Raw genomic sequence first — 17,808 nt, 5'->3', positions numbered from 1 at the left:
GTCAGGCCCAGACCTGGGTGGCGACGGCGGCGAAGTGCAGGGCGCTGCCCGCGAGCACGAAACCGTGCCAGATGGTGTGCGTGTAGCGGATGCGCCGGCTCATGTAGAAGAGCGTGCCGAGCGTGTAGGCCACGCCGCCGGAGAAGATCCAGACCAGCGCCCACGTGCTGAGCTGTTCGGTCATCGGCTTGATCGCCACGATGGCCAGCCAACCCATCGCGATGTAGATCAGGGTCGACAGGAGCTTGAAGCGGCCGCGGGTGAGGAGCTTGAACACCACGCCGCCGACCGCGAGGGTCCAGATCGCGCCGAACAGCCACCAGCCGCCGTGCTCGCGCAAACCGACCAGCGAGATCGGCGTGTACGTGCCGGCGATCAGCAGGTAGATGGCGCAGTGGTCGAGCACCTTCAGCCGCGCTTTCAGCGCCGTCTTGAAAGGCGCCGCGTGGTAGAAGGCGGAGGCCGTGTAGAGAAGGATCAGCGTGACGCTGAAGACGATCGCGCTGGCGAGCTGCCAGCCGTCGCCCCACAGCGCCGCCAGCGTGATCAGGACGATGCCCCCGATCGCGCCGAGAACGGCGCCGGCGCCGTGCGTGATGGCGCTCCAGCGTTCGTCACGCAGGGCATGGGCGAGGCCGTGGAGGCTGAGGTCGGTCATGCGGCGCACCCTGCACGAATTGCATCGAGCGTGCCAGTGTTCCGGAAGCGACAGGCGCGGCGCTTGTTCAGGGAAGCTGCGGGATCAGTTCCCGGATGTAGTTGATCCGCCATTGGGTCTGCGAGTCCTGGCTTCCAAGGTCGATCCCCGCGAGGTAGGCCTCGGCCGTCGCCTTCGCGCGCGGATCCTCCACCACCGCGTAGGCGTCGGCCAGCACGTAAAGGAGATTCGTGTCGCCGGGCTTGCGCGCGAGGGCGGCCTCCAGCATGGGGACCGCCTCGGCGGATTGATCCAGGGTCCAGACCTGCAGCTCCCCGAGGGCGAGCGAGGCGTAGTAGTAGCCCGGTTCGAGCGCCAGAGCCTCGCGATAGCGCTTCGCCGCAAGCTCGAGATCGCCTTTCGCCGCTGCGAGGGCCCCGCGCTCGAAGGTGACGTCGACACTGTCGGGAGCGAGCTGGAAGGCCGCCTCCAGGTCGGCGCCCGCCAGATCGATCCTGCCGATCGCTCCCCAACTGCGCGCGCGGCGCATCAGGACTTTCGCACTCGGCCCATGCAAGCGGAGCTGGAGCGTCCGGAACTCGGCCCCGAGCAGCTCATCCCCGGTGAGAAAGGCGGAGTCCGCGGCGTGGACGAGGTTGTCGTCGTCGAGCCCGGTACGGAACGCTTCCATCCAGAGTGGGAGCGCGGCCTCGTCGTTCTGGGCACTCCGCTCGTAGAAGGCCCGGGTCATCGTCTCGCCGGTCCGCAGGAAACCGACCACGGGGAACGCCTTGCCCCGCGTGTCGGAGTCCGCGGCGACGATTCGGGCGTCATCGAGTGAGCCGCCCCATGCCGGAGCGGCGGCGCGCAGCGCTTGCTGACGAAGCACGTAGCTGTCCGGGTGATGCCGCAGCGCGGCGTCGAGGACAGCGAAGGCCTCGGTGTTGCCGCTTTGCCGCGTGAGTGCCTCCATCAGCACGTGGGGACCCATGGGGTGGGTGGGCTCCAGTGCGACGGCGCGGCGCGCCAAGGCAGTCATGCGCGCGAGAACCACCGAAGCGCGCTCCAACTGCTCGGAGGGGGTATCGCGGGCGAGCGCCTCGCCGCGCACGTCCCACCATTCGACCCGAAGAGACTCCGCCAAGGCGAGGTGTGCGGCCGCGTCGTCGGGGAAAGCGGCCAGCCAGGCCTCGGCCATCGCCCGGGTCCCGTCGCCGTTCCAATAGAAGTTCTGGAAATCCCAGATCAGGGCGTCGGCGTGGATCTCGCCGCGGGCCTGGGCCTGGCGGCGCTCCGCGAACAGCCGATGCAGCCCAGCGGCGCCCTCATCCTTCCAAGCCCGTTCGACCTCCCAGCGCTGCAGCGTCCGCGTGTGGAGGTGGCGGCACAGCGCCGCGAAGTCTTCCTGTGACCAGGTCGCGAACCACGGCACCGGGTGCGCCTCGCACTTCGCAAGGTCGCTCGCTTCGCCATCTGCGACGAGAAGGGTGGCGATGCGCTCCTCCGGAGAGGGAGGGGCCGGAATGGAGGGCGGCTCGGCCGCGCAGCCAACGAGCGCGAGGGCCCAGACGAGGAGGGTGAGTGCCGATCCTTGGCGAATCCCCATGGTCAGAATCGTCCGCGGTTGGCCTTGAGGCCGTCCAGCATCGTCGTCCACTCGGCGAGGCGCTTGCGCTCCTGCTCGACGACGGCCGGCGGGGCGTTGGCCACGAACGTCTCCGAGCCGAGCTTCCCGTGGCACTTCGCGATCTCGCCTTCGACGCGCTTGATCTCCTTGTCGAGGCGCACGCGCTCGGCGTCCAGATCCACGAGGCCGGCGAGCGGCACCAGCAGGGTGAGTTCGCCGAGCACCGCGGCCGCGGCGGCCGGCGGTTCGCCCTGCACCCAGTGGATCGACTCGAGCTTGGCGAGGAACTTCAGTCCGCCGGCATGGCGTTCGATCTGCGCGGCATCGCCCTTGCCCGCGAGCAGCAGGGGCACGGCCTTGCCCGGCGGCACGCCGAGCTGGCTGCGCACCGAACGCAGCGCGGTGATGGCGGCCTTCAGCCATTCGATGTCGGCGGCGGCGCGGGCGTGGGTGAGCGCGGCATCGAATTGCGGGTAGGCCTGCACGCTGATCGAACCGCCAGCGAGGCCGAGCTTCGGTGCGACGTGCGACCAGATCTCCTCGGTGACGAAGGGAATCAGCGGGTGCAGCACGCGCAGGCTCTGCTCGATCACGTACAGCAGCGTGTGGCGGGTCGAAGCAATCGCGGCCGCGTCATTGCCCTGCAGGGCCGGCTTGCTGAGTTCGAGGAACCAGTCGCAGACCTCGTTCCAGACGAACTCGTACATGGCCTGCGAGGCGAGGTCGAAGCGATACGCCGCGAACTGCGCTTCGACGTCCTTCAGCAGCTGCTGCAGGCGGTCGAGGATCCAGCGTTCGGCGTCGGTCGTCGGCGTGGGCGCGCCCGAGGCGCTGAACCCTTCCGTGTTCATCAGCACGAAACGCGCGGCGTTCCAGAGCTTGTTGCAGAAGTTCTTGTAACCCTCGCAGCGGGCGAGGTCGAACTTGATGTCACGGCCATGGGTGGCCAGCGAGGCGAAGGTGAAGCGCAGGGCATCCGCGCCGAAGGCCGGGATGCCCTCCGGGAATTCCTTGCGCGTGGCCTTTTCGATCTTCGGCGCGTCGGTGGGCTTCATCAGGCCGCTGGTGCGCTTGGCGACCAGCGCTTCGATGCTGATGCCGTCGATCAGGTCGATCGGATCGAGCACGTTGCCCTTCGACTTCGACATCTTCTGGCCGTCCTTGTCGCGGACGAGGCCGGTGATGTAGACGTCCTTGAACGGCACATCGCCGGTGAAGTGCTCGGTCATCATGATCATCCGGGCGACCCAGAAGAAGATGATGTCGAAGCCGGTGACGAGCACCGACGACGGCAGGTAGCGGTCGAAGCCACGCTCGGCCATGGCCTCGGCATTGGGCCAGCCCATGGTCGAATGCGGCCAGATCGCCGAGCTGAACCAGGTTTCCAGCACGTCGCTGTCCTGGCGCAGGGCGATCTCCGCGCCGAGGCCGTGCGTGGCGCGCACTTCCGCCTCGTCGCGGCCCACGTAGAGCTTGCCGGCCTCGTCGTACCACGCCGGGATGCGGTGGCCCCACCAGAGCTGTCGGCTGATGCACCAGTCCTGGATGTTCTCCAACCAGTGCCGGTAGGTGTTGATCCAGTTCTCCGGCACGAAGCGCACGCGGCCGCTCTCGACGGCATCGAGGCCCTTGCGCGCGAACTCGTCCATTTTCACGAACCACTGGTCCGTGAGGTAGGGCTCGATCACCTGGCCGGTGCGGTCACCGCGCGGCACCATCAGCTTGTGCGGCTTCGCTTCGACCAGCAGGTCGAGGGATTCGAGCTCGGCCAGCACCCGCTTGCGCGCCTCGAAGCGGTCGAGCCCACGGAAGCGTTCCGGCGCGGCGTCGTTGAGGTGGGCGGTGTCGGTGAACAGGTTGATCATCGGCAGGCCGTGGCGCTGGCCGACCGCGTAGTCGTTGAAGTCGTGGGCCGGGGTGACCTTCACCACGCCGGTGCCGAAGGCGCGGTCGACGTAGTCGTCGGCGATCACCGGGATCGTGCGGTCGCAGAGGGGCAGGCGCACCTGCTTGCCCACGAGGTGGGCGTAGCGCGCGTCCTCCGGGTGCACCATCACGGCGACGTCGCCGAGCAGGGTCTCGGGGCGTGTGGTCGCGACGACGAGGTAGTCGCGCGTCTCGCGCAGGGTCTCGATGCCGTCGGCATCGGTTTCCACGTGTTCGTAGGTGGCGTCGACGAGCGGGTATCGGATCGACCACAGGTGGCCGTTCTCCTCCTCGCTGACCACCTCGAGGTCGGAGATGGCGGTCTTCAGCACCGGGTCCCAGTTGACCAGCTTCTGGCCGCGATAGATCAGGCCCTGCTCATGCAGTTTGACGAAGGTCTCGACCACGGCCGTGCTCGGCATCGGGTCCATGGTGAAGACGCTGCGCGACCAGTCGCCCGAGCTGCCCATGCGGCGCATCTGGCGTTCGATGGTGTCGCCGGATTCCTTCTTCCACTCCCACACCTTGCCGACGAAGGCCTTGCGGCCGAGACCGTCGCGGGTTTCGCCCTGGCCGGCGAGGTGCAGGTTGCGCGAGACCACCATCTCGGTGGCGATGCCGGCGTGGTCGGTGCCGAGTTGCCAGAGCGTGTCGAAGCCGCGCATGCGGTGGTAGCGGATCAGCGTGTCCATCAGCGTGTGCTGGAACGCGTGGCCCATGTGCAGGGTGCCGGTGACGTTCGGCGGCGGCAGCAGGATGCTGTAGGCCGGCTTGGCGGCATCGCCCGAGGGCTTGAACAGGCCGTTGCCCTCCCAATGGCTGTACCAGCGGGATTCGAAGGTGCTCGGCTCGAAGCTCTTGTCCATGCGGCGCACGACCGGCGTTTCGGGCCGATCGGATAGTCGAAAAAGGGCGCCAAGCCTAGCAAATCCGGGCCGAGGCCCGGCTCGCGAGCCGCTCCGATGCCCTATTCCGCGTTGATCGGGCAGGTGGAGGACTCGAAGCGCAGGGCCGGCGCCGGGCCGGGCATGGGCGGCACTTCGCCCCGCCCGAACTGCGCCACGCAGTCGCTGCCGTAGCGCACCTGCATGCGGTCGAAGTCGATGCTGCGCAGGCTCTCCAACACCTCGGGGTGGGAGTGAACGAAGCTGACGAGCACGTCGAGGTCGCGCTGGTTCTGGTAGCGCGGCGGCAGGGCGGCGCTCGTCACGGAGCAAACGACGAGGGCGGCGAGGGTGAAGGCAATGCGCTTCATTCGGGGGCTGCTCCAAAGGTCATGTCGGGCCTTCCGGCGGACCGGCGGCCTGTGCATGACGATAGCCGCAACCGCTGCCCTCGGCAGCCGTTTCAGTCCGCTGGGGCCTCAGGCGATGACCGCCTCGCGGGCGTGCGCTGAAGCGACCACCCGCGCCGCCCGCTCCAGCCCGCCGGCGAGATCCGCTCCCAGGTCGCGCACGTGCTCGATGCCGACCGAGAGCCGCAGCAGGCCGTCGCGGATGCCGGCAGCCGCGCGGGCCTCGGCGCTCATCGCGGCATGGGTCATGGTCGGCGGGTGGGCGACGAGGCTTTCCACGCCGCCCAGCGACTCGGCCAGGGTGAAGCAGTCGAGACCGTCGCAGAAGGCGCGGGCGGCCGCTTCGCCACCACGCAACTCGAAGCTGAGCATCGCGCCGAAGCCCTTCTGCTGGCGCGCGGCCAGCGCGTGGCCCGTGTGCGAGGCCAGCCCCGGGTAGTGCACGGCGGCCACGGCGTCGTGGCCCACCAGCAGGTCGAGCAGGCCGTGGGTGTTCTCTTCATGCACGCGCAGGCGGGCATCCAACGTGCGCAGGCCGCGCAAGGTCAGGAAGGCGTCGAAGGGCGAGCCGGTGAGGCCCAGCGCGTTCGCCCACCAGGTGAGGCGCTCGTGCAGCTCCGGCGTCTTCGCCACCACGGCGCCGCCCACCACGTCGCTGTGGCCGTTGATGTACTTCGTGGTGGAGTGCACGACGAGGTCGGCGCCGAAGTCGATCGGCGTCTGCAAGGCCGGGGAGAGGAAGGTGTTGTCGACCACCACCAGCGCGCCGACGCGCTTCGCCGCTTCGGCGACGAAGCGCAGGTCGGTGATGCGTAGCAGCGGGTTCGATGGGGTCTCGATCCAGACGATGGCCGGCGCCGGGTCGAGCGCGGCGGCGAGCTGGCGACGGCAGGTGAAGTCGATGGTGACGAGTTCGAAGGCGCCCTTCTTCGCCAGGGCGTTGAACAGGCGCCAGCTGCCGCCGTACGCATCGTGCGGCACGACGAGGCGCTGGCCGGGTTCGAGCAGGCTCAGCACCAGGGTGATCGCGGCCATGCCGGTCGCTGTGACCACGCCGCCCGCACCGCCCTCGAGTTCGGCCAGCGCCTCGCCGAGCAGATCGCGCGTCGGGTTGCCGCTGCGCGTGTAGTCGTAGCGGCGCTTCTTGCCGAAGCCCTCGAAGCTGAAGTTCGACGACAGCACGATCGGCGGGACGACCGCGCCGTGGGCGGTGTCGCGGTCGATGCCGGCGCGGACGGCGCGGGTGGCGGATTCGAAGCTGCTCATGCGTGGGCCTGCGGGGACGATGCGAAAGAGGAGGAAGCGGGTGCGCGCGGCGAGGGGGCCTCCGCGACGAGCGGCTCGAGCGCCAGCGAGAGGAGGCGGCCGATCTGCTCGGGCTCCTTCAGGAAGGCGTCGTGGCCATAGATGGAACGGATCACCTTCAGGCGCGCTGGGCCGGCGAGCTGGCGGGACAGGCGGCGCAGGTCGTCGAGGGGCACAAGGCGGTCCTGCTCGACGGCGATGACGGTGGTCGGCGTGGTGATGCGTGATGGATCGACGCGGTGCTGGTCGATCGATTCCGACAACCGGCGGAAGGCGATGGGGCTGAACACCGCGGCAAAGCGCGAGCCAGCCGCATCGAGGTAGTCCTGCGCGGCGCAGCGCAGACGGTCGCCGTCCCAGGTCGGTTCCGCATCGAAACGCGCCGCGAACTCCTCCGGCGTGCGGTAGCTCAGCATCGCGAACTGGCGGGCGAGAGCGACGGCCTCCGGTCCGTCGCGGCCGAGTTCCAGCACGCGGCGCTGCAGGGCGCGCCATGCCGCCGCATACGGGTCGGCGCGATCCGCACCGCTGATCACGACAAGTCGCTCGACGAGTGCCGGATAGCGTTCGGCGAAAGCGAGGCCAACCATGGCGCCGTAGCTGCTGCCGACGATCGACGCGAGGCGGGCGATGCCGAGGTGGTCGAGCAGCACGGCCAGCGCATCGGCCTGGTCGGCACTGCTGATCGGTGCGTCGAGCGTGCCGTCGCGGCCCACCCAATCGAAGCTCAGCACCCGGCAACGGGACAGATCGAAGGTCCGGCGCGGCCCCACCTGTACCTGCCACCAGCCTTCGGGTTCATCGTGGCGTACCGCGGCGACGTGGCGCGTGGCCGAAATGCCGCCCAGCACGGCATGCACCGGCGTGCCTTCGGCACCGGTGATGCGCCAACGGAGGTTCACGCGCTGCGGTCCGGCGTGGCGCAGCGAAAGGGTGCTGGCGAGGACGCCGTCGGTGGCGGGAAGAGAGGCCGCGCGACAAAAGGGTTCGTCGTGGGCGGCTTCGGCAAGGGCGGTGGCGGACATGGCGGGCTCCGGTGCCCATCCCCCCGCGGTGGCCGGCGACGGCCATCGGGAGTGCCTGCTTGCAGGCTCCCTGACGACCCATCGACCGGCTTTGGCCCGAAGGCCTCGCCGCAGGCGTTGGCAGCGCGCCGCCGCGGGATGCGGTCGGTGCTTGCCCCGGCGTCTTCGGGCCTGTCCCTCAGCCGGTCTGGATGGTGTGTGTCGCCATCTTGGACCGGCTCGCGAGCCTTGTCATCCCTTTATCGCGATGAAGAGATATGAATTTTCGGCATCACGCCGAGGGAGCAGGTTGCCCTCAGGCTGCCCTGCCGGGCGCAGCGCCGGTCGCGGAGGCATCGAGCGACGCCAGCCACTCGTCGTCCGAGCCTTCGTTGACGCCTTCGAACAGGATGGTCGTGAGGTAGCGCTCGCCGGTGTCCGGCAGCATGGCGAGGATCACCGACCCGGCCGGGGCCTCGTTCGCGACCTGGAGCGCCGCGGCCAGCGTGGCGCCAGCGGACAGGCCCACGAACACGCCTTCCTCGGCCGCAAGGCGACGGGCCGTGTCGCGGGCGACGAGGTCCTCGACCGGTTTGATGTCGTCGACGACGCTGCGGTCCAGCACTGCGGGGATGAAGTCCGGGGTCCAGCCCTGGATCTTGTGCGGCTGCCATTCCTTGCCGCCGAGCAGCTGCGCGCCGGCCGGCTCGGTGCTGACGATCTTCACGTCCGGCCGCGCGAGCTTGAGGGTCTGGCCGACGCCGGTCAGCGTGCCGCCCGTGCCCCAGCCGCTGACGAAGTAGTCGAGGCGCTTGCCGACGAAGTCCTGCAGGATCTCCGGCCCAGTGGTGTTGCGATGCCAGGCGGGATTCGCCTCGTTCTCGAACTGGCGGGCAAGGAACCAGCCGTGCTTCTCCGCGAGTTCCCTCGCTTTGCGCACCATGCCGCTGCCGCGCTCGGCGGCCGGCGTGAGGATTACCTTGGCGCCGTAAGCGCGCATCAGCTTGCGGCGCTCGACCGAGAACGTTTCCGTCATCACCGCCACGAACTTGTAGCCGCGCGCGGCGGCCACCATGGCCAGCGCGACGCCGGTGTTGCCCGAGGTGGCTTCGACGATGGTGTCGCCGGGCTTCAGCAGGCCCTTGGCCTCGGCGTCGAGCACGATGGCGAGGGCGAGGCGGTCCTTCACCGAACCACCGGGGTTGAAGGCTTCGACCTTGACGTAGAGATCGACGTGCTTCGGTGCGATGCGCGAGAGCTTGACGATGGGCGTGCGGCCGATGGTGTCGAGGATTGAATTAAAAAGGGCCATGGCGGGTTCCGTTCGGGGCTATGCGGCGAGGGTGAGCGCGGCAGTTGTAGGGGAGGGTGAGGAAAGGGTTGCGGCGAGCGTCGGCGAAACCGCGTCGATGGGCGGGCTGCCGAACCAGTGCAGCTCCGTGGCGAGGCCTGCGACTTCGCCGAGGATCAGCAGGGCCGGGGAGCGTACGTTTTCTGCGAGCGCCCGCTCGGGAAGGTTGGCGAGCGTGCCGAGGACCACGCGCTGGTTCGCGCGGCTGCCGTTCTCGACCAGCGCGAATGGCGTGGCGGGCGCACGACCGTGGGCGATGAGGCGGTCGCGGATGGTGTCGAGGCCTTGGACACCCATGTAGACGGCCAGCGTCTGGCGTTCCTGCGCGAGCGCGGCCCAGTCGAGCGTGTCGATGGAATTGCGGCAGTGCGCGGTCACGAGGCGCACCGATTGGGCGTGGTCGCGGTGGGTGAGCGGAATGCCGGCATAGGCGCCGCAGGCCACGGCGGCGGTGATGCCTGGCACCACTTCGTAGGGGATGCCTTCGCCGCGGAGCGCTTCGAGTTCTTCGCCGCCACGGCCGAACACGAACGGGTCGCCGCCCTTGAGCCGGACGACCGTCTTGCCGGCGCGCGCATGTTCGATCAGCAATTCGTGGATGCGCTGCTGCGTCGTGTGGTGCGTGCCGGCTTCCTTCGCGACTTCGATGGTCTCGGCATCGCGGCGGGCGAGGGCGAGCACTTCTCTGCTGACCAAGCGATCGTGCAGCACCACATCGGCCTGGTTCAGCGCGCGCAGGCCACGCAGCGTGAGCAGGCCCGGGTCGCCGGGGCCGGCGCCTACGAGGATCACCCGGCCTCGGGGGGTGGCGTCCTGGCCCAGTGCGGCCGCGAACGCGGCTTCGGCGCCGGCGAAATCGCCCTTGCGGAGGGCGTCGGCGGCGGGACCGCGGATCAAGGTTTCAATGACTTGGCGACGGCGCGCCGTTTCCGGGAAGCGCGTGCGCAAGGCCTCGCGCTTGGCGCCAAGCCACTTGGCGAGCTCGCCCAGGGCCGGGTCGAGTTCGGTTTCGAGGCGTTCCCGCAGCCAACGCGCGAGCATCGGCGCTTCGCCGCGGCTGCTGATCGCGACCTGCAGCGGGCCGCGTTCCACGCGCGCCGGGACTTGGAACGTGCAGCGCGGCGCATCGTCGACGACGTTGACCCAGACGCGCCGGGCCTCGGCCTCGCGGGCCACGGCGGCATTGACCTCGGGATCGTCGGTGGCGGCGATCACCAGCCAGGCGCCGTCGAGCCAGCCAGGATGGAACGGGCCCGGCCGGTGGGCGAGGCGTCCCTCAGCCACCGCGCCAGCCAGCTCGGGCACCAGAGCCGGCGCGCCGACCACCACGTCGGCGCCGGCTTCGAGCAGTGCCTCGGCCTTCCGTCGCGCCACCACGCCGCCGCCCACCAGCAGCACGCGGCGGCCGGCAAGGTCGAGGAAGACGGGGAACAGCGGGGAGGGCATGAGCAGAGGCGGTGGGTGGTGTCCGGTCCGGGCACGCTAGTCCCGGCGGGCCGAAGGCTGGAAATGCCGCTCGGCGCGGTGCATATGCCTTGCGGTTATCAGTCGGCACTGGACGTCTCGGAATATTTATCGTTTCATCGCGATGAATGGATGGACTACCGGCGCGACCACGCCGCCGGCCCCGCCCGATGCTTTTGCTCCCATGACCCTGACCCAGCTCCGCTACCTCATCGCCATCGTCGATGCCGGCCTGAACATCACCACGGCCGCCGACAGGGTGCATGCCACCCAACCCGGCATCTCCAAGCAGCTCAAGCAGTTGGAGGACGAGCTCGGCTTCCTGCTGTTCCAGCGCAAGGGCCGCAGCCTCGAATCCATCACCGAAGCCGGGCAGGTGGTGTTGGCGCATGCTCGTCGCGCCGTGGCCGAGGCCGCGAACATCCGCGCCTTTGCCGCCAACCAGCGCGGCGAGGCGGTCGGCACCCTGCACATCGCCACGACGCACACGCAGGCGCGCTTCGTGCTGCCGGCCGCCATCGGTGCGCTGAACCGCGAATACCCCCAGGTGGGCGTGCAGTTGCAGTCGCTGGCCGATAACGACGTGCTGCCACATCTCGCCAAAGGCAACGCCGACATCGCCATCGTCAGCAGCGTCGGCAGCGTGCCGGCGGGTGGCCACGCCATCCCGCTGTACCGCTGGCGCCGCATCGTCGTCGTGCCGAAGGAGCATGCGCTGGCCAAGCTCGGCCGCGCGCCGACGCTGGAGGACCTCGCTGCGCATCCACTCGTCAGCTACCACAGCACCAGCCAGCCGGAGAGCTCGCTGCGCCGCGCCTTCAGCGATGTCGGCCTGAGTCCCACGGTGGCAATGACGGCGCACGACGCGGACCTGATCAAGACCTATGTGCGCGCCGGGCTGGGCGTGGGCATCCTCGCCGAGATGGCCGTCAGTGCCATCGCCGATGGCGATCTCGCCGTGCTGCCGGCCCCCGCCGTGCTGCCGGAATGCACGGCCTGGGCCGTGGTGCCGAAGGAGCGCGTGCTGCGCCGCTACGCCTTCGACCTGTTCCGGCACGTGGCCCCGCAGTTGGATCGCCACGACCTGCAACGCGTGCTCGGCGGGCACCAGGAATCCGTGTGGCCGACGCCGCCGAGCTGGGTGGAGCTGAGCCAGGCGATCACGAACTGAGGTTCGGCCGCGCCCCGCTGCGGCGTCGAGGGTGATCACCAGCGTTTATCATTCCGGGCCGGCCGATTGCCGGCCCTTTCATTTCAAGGCGTTGCGATGCGGATCGACACCAAGCTGCCGAAGGTCGGCACCACCATTTTCACCGTGATGAGCGTGCTGGCTGCCGAGCACGGCGCGGTCAACCTCGGCCAGGGTTTCCCGGACTTCGAAGTGCCGGTGCCGCTTCGCGAAGCGCTTGCGCGTGCGATGGCCGAGGGCAAGAACCAGTACGCGCACATGGCCGGCGTGCCGCCACTGCGTAAGGCCATCGCGGACAAGACCCTGCGCTGCTACGGGCATCGCCCGGACCCGGAAGCGGAGATCACCGTGACCTCCGGCGCCAGCGAAGCGATCCTCGACGCGATCGCGGCCGTCGTTCGCCCCGGCGAGGAAGTCATCGTCCTCGACCCCTGCTACGACTGCTACGAGCCCGCCATCGACCTCGCCGGTGGCCGTGCGGTGCACGTGCCGCTGGATCCGGCCACCTTCGGCGTGGACTGGGCCGCCGTGCGCGCCGCCGTGACCCCGAGGACGCGGCTGTTCATGTTCAACACGCCGCACAACCCGTCGGGTGCGATGTTCGACGCGGGCGACATCGCCGAGCTGAAGCGTTTCGTCGCCGATTTCCCGCACGTGCTGCTGTTGTCGGACGAGGTCTACGAACACATCGTGTTCGACGGCCGCAGCCACGAGAGCGTGCTGCGCTACCCGGAGCTGGCGGCGCGTGCCTTCGTGATCAGCAGCTTCGGCAAGACCTACCACTGCACCGGCTGGAAGGTCGGCTACTGCGTGGCGCCGGCGGCGCTGACCGCCGAGTTCCGCAAGGTTCACCAGTACAACACCTTCTGCACCTTCGCCCCGGCGCAGTGGGCCTTCGCCGAGATGATCGAGCAGCATCCCGAGCATTACGACGAACTCGGCGCTTTCTACCAGGCCAAGCGCGACCGCTTCGCGGCGCAGCTCGCCACGACCAAGCTCAAGGCCCTGCCGGTGCCGGGCGGTTACTTCCAGCTTGTCGATTACTCGGCGGTCAGTGATTTGCCAGATGCTGAGTTCTGCCGCTGGCTGACCATCGAGAAGGGCGTCACCGCGATTCCGCTGTCGCCGTTCTACGAGACGCCGCCGACCGGACAGCGGCTCGCGCGCCTGTGTTTCGCGAAGAACGAGGCCACCCTGGATGCCGCCATCGAGCGGCTGGCCAAGCTCTGAGGCCCCTCCGATGAGCCCTGCCGCGTCCCCGAACGGTCCCGACCGCGACCTCCGCGTCGCCCTCGTGCAGGGCGACACCCGCTGGCACGACCCGGCGGGCAACCGCGCCTACTACGGCAGCTTGATCGCGCCGCTGGCCGGCCGCACCGATCTCGTGGTGTTGCCGGAGACGTTCACCTCCGGCTTCAGCAACGAAGCGCTCGCCAGCGCCGAAGACATGCAGGGGCCGACGGTCGCGTGGATCAAGGGGCAGGCGAGGGCGCTCGACGCCGCCGTCTGCGGCAGCGTGCAATTGCGCATTGAAGGCGCGCAGGCCGAATCGGAAGGCATCGCGCCGGGCGTCTACAACCGCCTGCTGTTCGCCACGCCCGACGGCGCGCTCGTGCACTACGACAAGCGCCACCTGTTCCGCATGGCCAAGGAGCACGAGCGCTATGCGGCCGGCGACCGGCGCGTGTTCGTCGATTGGCGGGGCTGGCGGATCTTCCTGCAGGTCTGCTACGACCTTCGCTTCCCGGTGTACATCCGCAACCGCTTCGACGCGACGCGCCCCGGTGCGTTCGATTACGACCTTGCATTGTTCGTCGCCAACTGGCCCGCCGCGCGCGCCTACCCGTGGAAGACCCTGCTTCGCGCCCGCGCCATCGAGAACCTCGCGGCCGTCATCGGCGTGAACCGCGTCGGCACCGACGGCAATGGCATCGCCTACAGCGGTGATTCGGCGGCACTGGACCCGCTCGGCCAGCCGCTGGTGGAGGGCGATGCCGAGGTGCGTGTGCTGGAGGCCGTGTTCAGCGCCGAGCAGCTCCGGGGGCATCGCGAACGGTTCCCGGCGCAGCTGGATGCGGATGCCTTCGACCTTGGGCCATAGGACGGCCCTTGCCGTAGCGGCATGTCAACGCCATTTGCCCCGGCGCGTTTCTCTTGGATTGCCATCGCTTTCCGGAGCCCTGTGATGCGACCCTTCCTTGCGATCGTGGTGATGTTCGCCCTGACCGCTGGGCTTCTCCTTCCCGAGTCCGGTCGGGCCCAAGTCCGCCCGGCTTGGGTGACGCCGCCGGTCGCTTCGCCCCTGGTGGAGTACCGGCAATTCGACAGTGCCGTGGCCAGCGGTCCGATCAGCTACCACGTCTACTTGCCCACGGCGTACGCGGCGCAACCGTGGCGCCGTTTCCCGGTGGTGTACTGGCTGCATGGGAGCGGGACGCCGACGGAGGGCATCCCCACGGTGGCGTCGCGTTTCCACGAGGCCATCGCCGGGGGACGGATTCCCCCCCTCATCGTGGTGTTTCCGAACGGCTTGCCCTACGGGATGTGGTGCGACGCGCGGGGTGGGCTCCAACCCGTGGAATCGGCGCTGGTCCACGAGCTGGTTCCCCTGGTGGACGGCACCTTCCGGACGCTTCCCGAGCGTCGTGGGCGCCTGCTCGACGGTTTCAGCATGGGCGGTTACGGCGCCGCTCGCTTGGGTCTCCGCTTTCAAGGCGTTTTCGCCGGCTTCTCGATGCTGGGTGCGGGGCCGCTCCAGCGCGATCTGCTCGAGGACCGGCCCGGCTTGCAACCGATCGAACTGCGCCGGCGCATCCTCGAAGAGGTGTATGGCGGCGATCCCGCGTACTTCGAGGCGCAGAGCCCGTCTACGCTCGCCGCGGCCAGCGTGGCGTCACTGGAGCGGCATCCACCACGCATCCGGCAAGTGATCGGGACCCAGGATTTCACGCTGCAGGGCAACCGGGACTTCCACGCGCGCCTCACCCAGCTCGATATCGCCCACGAGTACATCGAAGTGCCCGGGGTCGGGCATGTGGTGCCGGGCTTGATGGAGGCACTGGGCGATCGCTTCTGGGCCTACTACCGGGACGCCTTCCAGTCGCTCGATCCCCAAGGGTTCGCCAGCCACGACTACAGCGGCAACTGGTACGTGCCAGCGAACAGCGGCTGGGGGTTGGCCATCCAATCCTACGGGGGGCAGGTGCTGGTGCTCGGCTTCATCTTCGTGGATGGGCAGCCGACCTGGTTCTTCCTGCAGGAGCGTTGGTCGTCCCCGGACGTGCTGCAAGGCGCCGTCTGGCGCCGGACGAACCCGGGCGCGTGGGGCACGCCGCAATTCGTGCCGGAGGAGCAGCGTGATGCCACGATCGGCACCTTGCGGCTCGAATTCACGGCCCGCGACACGATGGAACTGTCGGGGACCGTCGCTGGGCGGCTGGTGCAGGCGAGCCTCGTCCGCCTGGAGTGACGCTAACCCGGCGCGCGTTGCGCCGCGCTACACCCACGCCGCCAACACCACCCGCTTGCCGTACTTCAGCTGCTCGTAGCCGTTCTCCGGCACGGGCAGCACCTCGACCTTCGAGAAGCCCACCTTGCGAAGGATGAAGTGCAGCGCCTCAAGGCTGGGGATCAGGCTGATGCCCAGGGTCGACGCTTCCGGGCCGTGCGTCTCGTCGGTCTCGTCGACGATGACGAAGCTGCCCTCGATGGGTTTCACGAAACGGTAGCTGCCGTAGTCGACGACACCGGTCTGGCCGGGGGCCACCTGCGTCTCGATCAGGCACAGGCGCTTGCAAAGCGCCCGGGCCACGCGCAGGGCGCCGACCGGATTCTCGAGGTGGTAGAGCAGGCCGAAGCAGAGCACGAGGTCGTGCGTGCCGACGATCGCCGCGGAGAGGCTGTGGACGTCGCCGCGCGAGAACGCGACGTGTTCGGCGCCGGTGGCGGAGGCAATCAACCGCGCGTCCTCGACATGCTGCTGCCGCGCGTCGATGCCATGCACGCTGCCGAAGCCGAACTCACGGAGTTTCAGCGAGAACCAGCCCTGGTGGCAGGCGAGGTCGATCGCACTGGCCCGCGAGGGGCCCTCGGGGAACGCGCGCCGCAGGGCTTCCTCCGCCATCGACCAGCGCGTGTCATGGATAGCGAGGATGTCCGGTGCGTGGGCGCTGCCGGTCACCGCGCCCGAGGGCAGGGTGAACCGGTAGAACCAGTCCCGGGCGAGGACGTCGGCTTCGAGGCCGCGGGGGTCGGGGGCCGTCGTCATGGTCGGTCAGTGTGCCTGCGTGGCTCAGTCGATGTCGGGAGCGCCTTCGGGCAGGCGCGGGCCCTGGCCGCCACGGCCGGGCTTGCGCTGGCCGCCGCGGGGGGCGCCACCGGGGCCACCGGGACCCCGAGGACCAGCACCGCCGGGACCCCGTGCGCCCTGACCGCCGCCAGGACCGCGCGGACCGCGGGCCGGACCGCCTTCGCCACGCGGGCCGCGAGCAGGACCACCCTCGCCACGCGGGCCGCGAGCCGGGCCGCCGCCTTCCGGACGCGGGCCACGGGCGAAGCCGCCGTCACCCGCCGGCTTGCCGAACGGGCGATCGCCGCGCGGCTTGCGCGGCGGGGCCACCTTCGAACCGGTCTCGACGCCTTCCGGCACGTACCAGCTGCGGAAGGCGCCCGAGGCGCTGTCCACGCCGCCCGCCACGGCCTTCGGGCCGCGCGGCTTGCCGGCGTAGGGCTTGCTCTGGCTCGGCTTGGCCGGGCGGTCGCCCCAGGGCTTGCCGGCACCGGCCGCGCGCTCGCCGAAAGGCTTGGCGCCCGGAGCGCCGTCGGGCTTCTTGCCGAACGGCTTCTTGCCGAAGGGCTTGCCGGCCGGGCGCGGGCCGCGGCTCTCGGTCGGGGCATCACTACCCATCGGGCCGACGAAGGCCTTCGCGCCCTTCTTGCCGTACACCTTGCCGCCGGGCTTGCCGCGGCCACGGGCCGGGCGCTCCTCGCGGATGTGGTCGAAGCGGCGCAGCTCGCGCTCTTCCTGGTCCAGCGCGCCGTTCACGTAGGACGGGCCGCGCTGGTCGCGGCGGACTTCGATGGCTTGCTTGCTGGCGCGGCGCTGGCCGATGACCGGCTGCAGCGTGAGCACGGCGTTCTGGTTTTCGAGCTTGAACTCGCGGCGAAGGGCCTCGACCTGGTCGGCCGACATCTCCGTGCTGTGGCCGCGCAGCAGTTCGCGCGGCAGCACGACGTTGCCATAGCGCACGCGCTTCAGGCGGCTGACCTGGAAGCCCTGGCTGTCCCACAGGCGGCGCACTTCGCGGTTGCGGCCTTCCTTGATGACCACGCGGAACCACGCGTGCGAATCGCTGCTGCCGATGGCCTCGATCTCGTCGAACTTGGCCGGGCCGTCGTCCAGCTGGACGCCGCGCTTCAGGCGCTCGACGACCGCTTCCGGCACTTCGCCGTGGATGCGGCAGACGTATTCACGCTCGACCTCGCTCGACGGATGCATCAGCGCATTGGCCAGCTCGCCGTCGGTGGTGAGCAGCAACAGGCCGGTGGTGTTGATGTCGAGGCGGCCGACGGCGATCCAGCGGGCGCCCTTCAGGCGCGGCAGCGCTTCGAAGATCGTCGGGCGGCCTTCGGGGTCTTCACGCGTCGTGACCTGGCCTTCCGGCTTGTTGTAGAGCAGCACGGCCGCGGGCTCGGTGAGCGCGGTGGCCATGAAGGTCTTGCCGTCGAGTTCGATGCGGTCGCCGCCCTTGACGATGCGGCCGAGCTCGGCGACCTCGCCGTTGACGCGGACTTCGCCGCGCGAGATGCGTTCTTCGAGCGAGCGGCGCGAGCCGAGGCCGGCCTGGGCCAGCACCTTGTGCAGGCGCTCTTCGATGGCGGGGGCGGCCGGGTCGGCCGCGGAGGCCTCGCGCTTCAGCGAGAGGGTCTTGCGTTGGGTGTCTTTGCTCATCGGGCTCAAGGCGTGCGGTCGGAAACCGCGTCGTCGCTCTCGTCAGGGGTGGGGTTGGACG

At 69.5% G+C, this 17,808-nt stretch carries 14 protein-coding genes and 1 riboswitch; of the genes, 4 read left to right on the top strand and 10 right to left on the bottom strand.

Annotated features, from left to right (window positions below):
• Position 1: 1 nt before the first annotated feature.
• From O9280_RS05825 to cysG, 8 genes are all read right to left on the bottom strand, one after another.
• Complete coding sequence (locus O9280_RS05825; protein WP_298340039.1) at positions 2-658, bottom strand: hemolysin III family protein; 657 nt, start codon at positions 656-658, stop codon at positions 2-4.
• A gap of 67 nt (positions 659-725) precedes the next feature.
• Positions 726-2,294 (bottom strand): hypothetical protein, encoded by a 1,569-nt coding sequence (locus O9280_RS05820; protein WP_298340035.1) that lies wholly within the window; start codon positions 2,292-2,294, stop codon positions 726-728.
• Positions 2,246-5,065 carry a valine--tRNA ligase gene (locus O9280_RS05815; protein WP_298340032.1) on the bottom strand — a complete coding sequence of 940 codons (2,820 nt, stop codon included), beginning with the start codon at positions 5,063-5,065 and terminating at the stop codon, positions 2,246-2,248. Before O9280_RS05815 ends, O9280_RS05820 begins: the two co-directional genes overlap by 49 nt.
• A 92-nt stretch (positions 5,066-5,157) precedes the next feature.
• Positions 5,158-5,445 carry a hypothetical protein gene (locus tag O9280_RS05810; protein ID WP_298340028.1) on the bottom strand — a complete coding sequence of 96 codons (288 nt, stop codon included), beginning with the start codon at positions 5,443-5,445 and terminating at the stop codon, positions 5,158-5,160.
• Between the two features lie 108 nt (positions 5,446-5,553).
• Positions 5,554-6,750: a cystathionine gamma-synthase gene (metB, locus tag O9280_RS05805; RefSeq protein ID WP_298340025.1), complete on the bottom strand. Its 1,197-nt coding sequence runs from the start codon at positions 6,748-6,750 to the stop codon at positions 5,554-5,556.
• Positions 6,747-7,814: a homoserine O-succinyltransferase gene (locus tag O9280_RS05800; RefSeq protein WP_298340022.1), complete on the bottom strand. Its 1,068-nt coding sequence runs from the start codon at positions 7,812-7,814 to the stop codon at positions 6,747-6,749. The genes metB and O9280_RS05800 overlap by 4 nt, the downstream gene beginning before the upstream one ends.
• 76 nt (positions 7,815-7,890) lie before the next feature.
• Positions 7,891-8,012: riboswitch (SAM riboswitch) on the bottom strand.
• A gap of 97 nt (positions 8,013-8,109) precedes the next feature.
• Entirely contained in the window at positions 8,110-9,105 is a 996-nt protein-coding gene (cysK, locus tag O9280_RS05795; protein ID WP_298340019.1) for a cysteine synthase A, read from the bottom strand.
• An 18-nt stretch (positions 9,106-9,123) separates the two neighbouring features.
• Entirely contained in the window at positions 9,124-10,590 is a 1,467-nt protein-coding gene (cysG, locus tag O9280_RS05790) for a siroheme synthase CysG (RefSeq protein ID WP_298340017.1), read from the bottom strand.
• A 202-nt stretch (positions 10,591-10,792) separates the two neighbouring features.
• On the opposite strand from cysG, the gene O9280_RS05785 reads away from it, so the two are divergent.
• From O9280_RS05785 to O9280_RS05770, 4 genes are all read left to right on the top strand, one after another.
• Complete coding sequence (locus O9280_RS05785; RefSeq protein ID WP_298340014.1) at positions 10,793-11,779, top strand: LysR family transcriptional regulator; 987 nt, start codon at positions 10,793-10,795, stop codon at positions 11,777-11,779.
• Between the two features lie 96 nt (positions 11,780-11,875).
• The gene (locus O9280_RS05780; RefSeq protein WP_298340010.1) at positions 11,876-13,027 is read left to right on the top strand and encodes a pyridoxal phosphate-dependent aminotransferase; all 1,152 of its coding nucleotides are present in this window, start codon (positions 11,876-11,878) and stop codon (positions 13,025-13,027) included.
• A 10-nt stretch (positions 13,028-13,037) separates the two neighbouring features.
• Positions 13,038-13,898, top strand: coding sequence for an amidohydrolase (locus O9280_RS05775; protein ID WP_298340007.1), 861 nt, complete (start codon positions 13,038-13,040; stop codon positions 13,896-13,898).
• Between the two features lie 84 nt (positions 13,899-13,982).
• Positions 13,983-15,266, top strand: a complete 1,284-nt coding sequence (locus O9280_RS05770; RefSeq protein ID WP_298340004.1) for an alpha/beta hydrolase-fold protein — start codon at positions 13,983-13,985, stop codon at positions 15,264-15,266.
• Positions 15,267-15,293: 27 nt separating this feature from the next.
• On the opposite strand, the gene O9280_RS05765 is transcribed toward O9280_RS05770, so the two are convergent.
• Positions 15,294-16,064, bottom strand: coding sequence for a class I SAM-dependent methyltransferase (locus O9280_RS05765; protein WP_298340001.1), 771 nt, complete (start codon positions 16,062-16,064; stop codon positions 15,294-15,296).
• Between the two features lie 24 nt (positions 16,065-16,088).
• Complete coding sequence (gene rluB, locus O9280_RS05760; protein WP_298339998.1) at positions 16,089-17,747, bottom strand: 23S rRNA pseudouridine(2605) synthase RluB; 1,659 nt, start codon at positions 17,745-17,747, stop codon at positions 16,089-16,091.
• Between the last annotated feature and the right edge of the window lie 61 nt (positions 17,748-17,808).

Source organism: Silanimonas sp., from assembly GCF_027531545.1.
Taxonomy (GTDB): Bacteria; Pseudomonadota; Gammaproteobacteria; order Xanthomonadales; family Xanthomonadaceae; genus Silanimonas.
Note: the sequence above shows the minus strand (reverse complement) of the source record. Positions and strands in the feature narration are given on the sequence as shown.